A 7,639-nucleotide genomic window follows, 5' to 3' on the forward strand; every position below is an offset into this window, starting at 1 on the left:
CAGAAGCGTCTTACTCTCGACTTTTAACCAAGTTAAGTGAATCTGATATTTTAGAAAAGATTCAAGAAGAAGTTGTCCTTCAAGCTATTTCAGAAAGTTTTATTATAGATGACACAATCGCAATTGACGCTACCCATTTTGAAGCACGTGATCAGGCTCCAACTAAAGAAGAAAAACCAAAAGCTGAACCTAAAAAGCGCGGACGCAAGCCTAAAGCAGAGCGTGAACAATGGTTAAAAGAACAAGCTGAAAAAGAAGCAAGTCTGCCCTTGTATGAAAAGAAAATAGAAGCACAATTAGATGCGTCCTTAACGGAACTTCGTGCCGAAGTTCCTCATGACCCCAAATGGGGAGTAAAGAAAAAATCGGAAGGTAAAAATGAATTCTGGTTCGGTTACAAAGGGCATTTAGCCGTTGGAGCTTCAAGTCAATATATTATCCAGTCTCTCTTTTCATCTGGTAGTCTGAATGATGGAAAAGCAGCTATCCCATTGCTTAAAGGAATAGACGAAAGGCTATCCCTTCCAATGATATGTTATCAGGCTATGGATGCTGGCTATGACTATAACCCGATTTATGAACAAGTTCACCGAATGGGACACCGATCCATTATTGCGTACAATAAGAAAAACGAAAGTGAAGCCATTGGCTTCGACAAACATTTTGCACCAACTTGTTTTAGAGAACATTCTTATCGTTACGATAGCTATGATGCTAAGCGTGAGACGCTAAAGTATACACGACCAAAAGAGTGTATCGATTGTCCCTTAGCTAACGAAGGTATCTGTCAAAAAGTTTATAAGGTAAAGATCACAACAGACCTTAGAAGATATGCAGCACCAGCACGTGGTTCTCAGGCTTGGAAAACCATTTTTAAACGCCGTACCGCTGTTGAACGGGTTAATGCGTATCTCAAGGAATTCTTTCAGCTTAACAATGTTCGTTAACTTATAAACGTAAAAATCCTTACGTTCCTTAATCCTTTCTAAAGTCTTTAAACAATGTGGACATTTGATAATGGCTTCCTTGAGGAAACGATTTTGTTTACTAAATAAGCACGCACACACTTTACATTTGTACTGTCCAATATTACCGTTATTCGCATAAAGGTATTCGGACGGCGCTGAACATTTTGGACACGTAAGTGTCGCTGGCACTGTAACCACACTATTTTTACGGCGAGCGACGGGTTTTAGGACTTTACCATGTTCAACTTGGTAATCATTGATAAGCTTTTTATAGTCTAGCTTTTCAAGGGTTTCAATGACAGGCATATCGTCAACTTGTAACTTTCGATAAGGTTTGTTGACAGGCTCATCGAATGGAGCTTTCGCAACGGATTTGCCTAGCAGAATCCCTAATAATGCATAAATTATTTTTTCTTGAAACTTGATAAATTGAAGCAAATAGGTTATAAATTGAGGGTACAACTTGTCACTTCCTATCTTGGATTTGGTGTGAGTGTGGTAACCTCATCAAACACCAAGATTCGGGGGGTGGCAAGTTTTTTGCATTTAAAGACTATTAAACCAAGGTTTTAACAAGTTTTTACTATAAAACTTTTGACAATACGAGCCACAGTATAGGGGAGAAATTATGAAAATACGTAAATTAATATCGGCTGATGCTGACGAATACTTTTCTTTAAGACTTGAAGCACTGCAAGATAGTCCAACTGCTTTTGCAACAACCTATGAAGAAGAAAAAAATCAATCAGCGGAAAAGTATAAACTAAGTTTTAATAATTCCACGCAGGCTACTACAATTGGTGCTTTTAAAGACTCACAGCTTGTTGGTGTTGTAACTCTAGTAAAAGAGCAGCATATGAAATTGAGTCATCGAGTAAATCTCGTAGCTATGTATGTTAAACCAGAAGAACGGGGTCGTGGATTAGGAAAAGAGCTAATTTTAACAGCAATTGAATACGCCAAAAATTTAGGAGGTATTGAGCAAATTTACCTCAGTGTTTTAGCGACTAATGTCTTTGCGAAAAAATTATATGTATCTTGTGGGTTTGAGATATTTGGAAATGACAAAAGAGCATTAAAGTTTAATAATACATATTATGACGAGGAACTTATGGTTTTATTTTTATAGAAACTAAGCAAGTCAAAAATGAGATTACAAGATAATGTTTTAATTGTGACTCATGGAGGAGTAATTAATATTATTTATCACATTCTTCAAGATATTGAGTGGACAAACAAAAACAAACTATTTCCAGCATTCAATACGAGTATCCATAAGATAGAATTGGTGAAGGATAAATGGAGGATAACTCAAGAAAATATGGTAAAGCACCTAATTTAAGTATTCGAGTATGAAGCGGTATTATTATATACAAACGTTATTATAAGGTGGTTCTAAAATGGATAGTCAGATCAAAGACGAATTCGAAAAATCTAAATCAGGAGATAAAGAGGAACGTTATGAGGCATATCTTAACATTTTAAAAATGACGGAACAAAAAGTAGATTGGGCTTACGAAGTTTGGGATCAACTGCTGGAGGACTTGTCTCATAAAGATAACCACCAACGCTCCCGTGCTGCACAGTATCTAGCAAATTTAGCTAAGAGTGATCCAGAAAACAAAATGCTAATAGATTTCCCTAAGCTATGGGAGGTAACTAAAGATGAAAAGTTTGTCACTGCAAGACATTGTCTGCAATCGATATGGAAAGTAGGACTTACTGGAAACGCTCAAAAAGAAATGGTTATGGAATACATGTCTCACCGTTTCAAGAATTGTACAGATGAAAAGAATTTTACTCTTATTCGTTCTGATATCATACAAAACATGAGAAATTTGTACGATCGTTTAGCTGACGAAGATGTTAAAACGGAAGCTATGGAGTTGATAGAAATTATCGACGACACTAAGTATAAGAAAAAGTATTTGAATATATGGAAATAATTAATCAATAATCTCTAGTAATAAATTAGCTAGACTCTTTAAAAATAATCAGAAATGTACCGACCATAATATTAAGTACACAATTTTATTTGGAGGGTGGATGTGGATTTTCTTATACGCAAAATGAAACAAGAAGATATCAAACAAGTTCAAGATGTCGCGAAAATAAGCTGGAATAATACGTATAAAGATATCATCCCAGTAGATGTTCAAGTTAACTTTTTGAAATCCGCTTATAGTGACGAAATGATGCAAAAGAGATTAAACAATTCTTTTATATATGTTGCCGAGACAGAAGCTGGAATTGTCGGTTTTGCCAATTTCTCACCAATTAAAAACGATCGGGAAGTAGAGTTGGGAGCAATATACATTATCCCAGAATATCATGGAGTTGGTATAGGGACTGCATTATTACAAGAAGGAATTAAAAAGATTAAAGGTGTGAAAGAAATATACATAAATGTAGAGAGGGATAACACGATTGGTAAAGTGTTTTACGAGGCAAAAGGTTTTGAAGTTGTAGAAGAATTTAACGAGGATTTTGACGGTCACATTTTACGAACAGTGAGAATGGTTTTAAACATACATGATTATGAAGGAAAATAGGATAAAAGCTACCGCTAGTATTTAATCTATCATCGGCTTTTTTAAAAAAGGAAGACCAGAATCTAGAGGAGAGGTGAGAGTCTTTGAAGCTATTTTTACTAGTTGTGGCTTATATCGTGTTAAGCATTATTAGTTCCTTACTTTATGTGGGAATAGTACTGTTGCTTTTCATAACGTTGAAAAAGATCTTTAATATGAATGAGCAGAAATGGCGAGCACTTTTTAATTACAAGAAAGGGTTAGGTATAGCTTCTATAATGTTTTTTCCGTTTATATTAATGATAGCGATAATGTTTCCAGTATCTATGTTTGGATTTGAGTTAATTGAGTTTGATTACAAAGCTTTAGGCTATCTAGCTGTAATTATTTTACCAATGACTCTTCTGTTTGTTAAATTACCGAAGCTTAAAGAAAATATACTAAATCAGTAGGTTAAGCAGAAGTAGACACATTATATACATACAAAAAAACAAGAACTTCCAAGTAAATAGAAGTTCTTGTTTTTACTTATAACATAATTGTTTCATATTTGTATTTAACGTGTAGCCGTTCGCTGTTCCTTCTCATTGATTAAACCTAAAACTTGATCCGTCTCAGCTTGAATTTCTTCCACTAACGATGGTTTGTCAGAAAGAGAAACACCGTAAGTTGGAATCATTTCTTTTATCTTTGGTTCCCATTCTTGTAAATGTTCAGGGAAACATTTTTCAAGGATTTCTAGCATAATAGATACAGCCGTAGAAGCACCAGGCGAAGCACCTAACAAGGCTGCAATAGAGCCATCCGGTGAATGAATAACCTCTGTACCGAACTTTAATGTTCCTTTTCCATTCTCATCGTCTTTAATAACTTGTACACGTTGACCAGCGACAACTAAATCCCAATCTTCACTTTTAGCATTAGGAATAAATTCTCGCAATACTTCTATTCGTTGGTCCTTTGATAATAGAAGCTGCTCAATAAGATATTTCGTTAAAGCTAGATTCTTAGTACCAGCTGCAAGCATTGTAAATACGTTATCCAATCTAATGGAGTTAAATAAATCCATATTAGAACCTGTCTTTAAGAATTTCGGTGAAAAACCAGCAAATGGTCCAAAGAATAACGCTTGCTCGTTATTGATATATCTAGTGTCCAGATGCGGTACAGACATAGGTGGTGCACCAATAGCAGCTTTACCATAGACTTTTGCATGATGCTTAGAAACAATCTGTGGATTATTACATACAAGGAACAATCCACTTACTGGAAAACCACCTACTGCAACGCTTTCTTTAATGCCAGACTTTTGTAAGAGGTGAAGACTTCCACCACCCGCACCAATGAAAACAAATTTAGCGGTATGGTTTTCTACTATTCCTTCTTCTAAATTACGAACTTTAAGATTCCAAGCACCAGTTGAATCTTGTTTTAAATCTTTTACTTCATGGTTGTAATGAATTTCTACACCTTGATCTTTTAAGTGTTCAAATAAAATTCTAGTTAATGCACCAAAATTCACATCTGTACCTGAGTCAATCTTAGTTGCCGCAATTGGTTCATTAATCTCTCGATCTTCCATAACAAGAGGGATCCAATCTTTTAACTTTTTCGGGTCATCAGAGAATTCCATCTCTTTAAAGAGAGGATTAATTGATAACGCTTCAAATCTTTTGCGTAAAAAGTTAACGTTATCTTCTCCGTGAACTAAGCTCATATGGGGAAGAGGCATAATAAAGTTTTCAGGATTACTAATCAGATTATTTTTCACTAAGTAAGACCAAAATTGCCTCGATACTTGAAAGTCTTCGTTAACTGTAATTGCTTTTGTAATATCGATGGAACCATCAGCTTTTTCGGGAGTATAGTTTAACTCACATAATGAAGAATGTCCTGTACCTGCGTTATTCCATTCGTTGGAACTTTCTTCCCCTGCTTTTTCTAATTTTTCAAAGACAGTAATTTTCCAGTGTGGAGCTAGTTCTTTCAATATGGCCCCTAATGTTGCACTCATAATTCCTGCGCCAATTAAAATAACTTCTGTTTGATTTTGATGATTACTCATTTTTAACCTTCCTTACCATCAATAATGGATGATTAATTTTATTTTTCTTAAGGCATATTACATTTTTTCATACTATATATTATATAATAGATAAACAGCATTTAAAAGAACTAGAATTTTTATTCATATCTCTTAATAGAATAGAAGAATAGTTATATGGAGGATAAATTCGTGCAAAATTGGTTAGTAGATATTATGAATGACTTAGGTTATTTTGGAATCCTTCTTCTTATTGCATTAGAAAATGTTTTCCCACCAATACCATCTGAGATTATCTTGACATTTGGTGGGTTTATGACAACTACTACGAATTTAACGGTAGTTGGCGTAATTCTTGCGGCGACTGGTGGATCTGTTGTAGGAGCAATTATTTTATATAGTATTGGGCTACAACTAAATGTTGCAAGACTAGAAAAGATTATCGATAGATGGGGACATATACTGCGTATTACAAGAAACGATATTCATCGAGCAGATGCATGGTTTGCTAAATATGGTGCTTGGACAGTGTTTTTCTGTCGATTTATTCCAATAATTCGCAGCTTAATTTCAATCCCAGCTGGAATGTCACACATGAATGCTCCGCTTTTTTTAATGTTAACAACTTTAGGTACACTCATATGGAATTCCGTATTAGTCTATCTAGGAGCTAAATTAGGTGCTTCATGGGAAGTGTTAGTAGACTATATGGATATGTACTCGTATGTTATATATGGACTTTTGTTTTTTGTGCTTTTATTTATTTTATACAAGTTTTGGAAGCGAAAGAAATAGGCATATTATTGCGGATTTTGTCAACTGGGTTGACAAAATAGGATGGAATTGGTATAATAAAACTAACGATGAGATTGGATGTGAATAAATGTTTAATATCGGAGATTTAATCATCTACTCTTCACATGGTATTTGTAAGATTGATGACATTCAAGAAAAGACCATTTCGGGAGTAACAAGGCAATATTATATTTTGCATCCGGTGGCTTCAGAAAATCATTTAACCATCAGTGCACCTGTTAACAACGATCAGGTAATTATTAAAGGATTAATGAACAAAGAAGAAGCACTCAAAGTATTAGAAACATTCGACGAAGAAGGAATCGACTGGGTAGATAATGCAAATAGACGGTTCAATGAGTTTAGTGGGATCGTAAATAAAGGTAATAATAAAGATATTGCCCAAGTAGCCAATACCCTCATGAGAAGAAGAATAGAATTAGATAAAGAAGAGAAGAGACTTTACCAAAAAGATGAAAAACTTCTTGAAGATATTCAACAAATTCTATTTCACGAAATTGCTCTTGCACTTGATATGACTTACGAAAGTGTAGATGCAATGGTAAATAATCAAATTGAGGGAAAAATAGCGAATTTACCAAGTTAATTGGATAAGACTATTGAAAGAATTGAAATTATATGAAATAAAAAATTCGAACGAGAAAAATTCGTTCGAATTTTTTTATTTAAATTTCAGCATGCTCAATTTTCCAATCTTCTCTTAATAAGTCTTTTAACAGCTGTAATTGCTCCTCATTTAACGATTGTGCTATAGCGTTTTCAAGTGAAACTTTTAGCTGCTCATATCGCTCATAATAGTCGATACCTAGTGTGGACAAGCAAATTAATTTCCCTTTTTTGTTGGATTTCAGCTCGTTGGTGTCAACAATTCCTTTAGAAGAAAGATTTTTGACATGCTTATGAACTGCTTGGCGAGTAAGATTAGCTTCTTTTGCTATTTGTGTAATCGTAGCATTCTTATTATAAATCTTTCCGATTATGTACCACTCAGACGTGGAAATCTGTATGTCATGCAGCTCGTTCCATCTATTATCTAAAGTGTCACGCATCAGATGATGCCTATCACTTAATAAATCAATTAGAGTTAAATTGTCTACTTCTCTTGCAGTCAAAGAATCACTCCCCCTATTGTCGTCATTTACTATACAAAAATCGACGTATACTGTCAACTTGGTTGATTATGTGGTTTGTGTCAAGTATTTCTCAAGGACGTTAAACCCTCAATAGATAGAGCTTTCTCTTTTTGTACACTTAACTGGAAATTCTACCGCGCTACGCTT

At 34.6% G+C, this 7,639-nt stretch carries 9 protein-coding genes and 2 pseudogenes; 8 read left to right on the plus strand and 3 right to left on the minus strand.

The features are described from left to right. A pseudogene (locus GGQ92_RS15820) lies at window positions 1-944 on the plus strand (transposase); the annotation flags it as partial. On the opposite strand, the pseudogene GGQ92_RS16740 reads toward GGQ92_RS15820, so the two are convergent. Beyond that, window positions 939-1,430, minus strand: a pseudogene (locus GGQ92_RS16740) (DDE-type integrase/transposase/recombinase); the annotation flags it as partial. The pseudogenes GGQ92_RS15820 and GGQ92_RS16740 overlap by 6 nt on opposite strands. A gap of 166 nt (window positions 1,431-1,596) precedes the next feature. Here GGQ92_RS16740 and GGQ92_RS15825 point away from each other — a divergent pair. The 5 genes from GGQ92_RS15825 (at window position 1,597) to GGQ92_RS15845 (ending at window position 3,951) form a co-directional block, all read left to right on the plus strand. Then, complete coding sequence (locus GGQ92_RS15825) at window positions 1,597-2,097, plus strand: GNAT family N-acetyltransferase (protein WP_184251254.1); 501 nt, start codon at window positions 1,597-1,599, stop codon at window positions 2,095-2,097. A gap of 18 nt (window positions 2,098-2,115) precedes the next feature. Then, a complete protein-coding gene (locus GGQ92_RS15830; RefSeq protein WP_184251256.1) occupies window positions 2,116-2,310 on the plus strand; it encodes a histidine phosphatase family protein in 195 nt (64 codons plus the stop codon). A 58-nt stretch (window positions 2,311-2,368) separates the two neighbouring features. Next, window positions 2,369-2,914, plus strand: a complete 546-nt coding sequence (locus tag GGQ92_RS15835) for a hypothetical protein (protein WP_184251258.1) — start codon at window positions 2,369-2,371, stop codon at window positions 2,912-2,914. 102 nt (window positions 2,915-3,016) lie between these two features. Next, window positions 3,017-3,520, plus strand: coding sequence for a GNAT family N-acetyltransferase (locus GGQ92_RS15840; RefSeq protein ID WP_184251260.1), 504 nt, complete (start codon window positions 3,017-3,019; stop codon window positions 3,518-3,520). 83 nt (window positions 3,521-3,603) lie between these two features. Then, window positions 3,604-3,951, plus strand: a complete 348-nt coding sequence (locus GGQ92_RS15845) for a hypothetical protein (protein ID WP_184251262.1) — start codon at window positions 3,604-3,606, stop codon at window positions 3,949-3,951. A gap of 104 nt (window positions 3,952-4,055) precedes the next feature. Here the strand turns inward: GGQ92_RS15845 and GGQ92_RS15850 are convergent, their stop codons facing one another. After that, on the minus strand, window positions 4,056-5,564 hold the full coding sequence (locus tag GGQ92_RS15850) for a malate:quinone oxidoreductase (protein ID WP_184251264.1): 1,509 nt from the start codon (window positions 5,562-5,564) through the stop codon (window positions 4,056-4,058). A 171-nt stretch (window positions 5,565-5,735) separates the two neighbouring features. Here GGQ92_RS15850 and GGQ92_RS15855 point away from each other — a divergent pair, with 171 nt between their 5' ends. Beyond that, the gene (locus GGQ92_RS15855) at window positions 5,736-6,338 is read left to right on the plus strand and encodes a VTT domain-containing protein (RefSeq protein WP_184251266.1); all 603 of its coding nucleotides are present in this window, start codon (window positions 5,736-5,738) and stop codon (window positions 6,336-6,338) included. 88 nt (window positions 6,339-6,426) lie between these two features. Then, the gene (locus GGQ92_RS15860; protein ID WP_184251267.1) at window positions 6,427-6,945 is read left to right on the plus strand and encodes a CarD family transcriptional regulator; all 519 of its coding nucleotides are present in this window, start codon (window positions 6,427-6,429) and stop codon (window positions 6,943-6,945) included. A gap of 79 nt (window positions 6,946-7,024) precedes the next feature. On the opposite strand, the gene GGQ92_RS15865 is transcribed toward GGQ92_RS15860, so the two are convergent. After that, the gene (locus tag GGQ92_RS15865) at window positions 7,025-7,471 is read right to left on the minus strand and encodes a MarR family winged helix-turn-helix transcriptional regulator (RefSeq protein ID WP_184251269.1); all 447 of its coding nucleotides are present in this window, start codon (window positions 7,469-7,471) and stop codon (window positions 7,025-7,027) included. Window positions 7,472-7,639 lie beyond the last annotated feature (168 nt).

The organism is Gracilibacillus halotolerans, assembly GCF_014206945.1.
In the GTDB taxonomy this organism is placed as follows: Bacteria; Bacillota; Bacilli; order Bacillales; family Amphibacillaceae; genus Gracilibacillus; species Gracilibacillus halotolerans.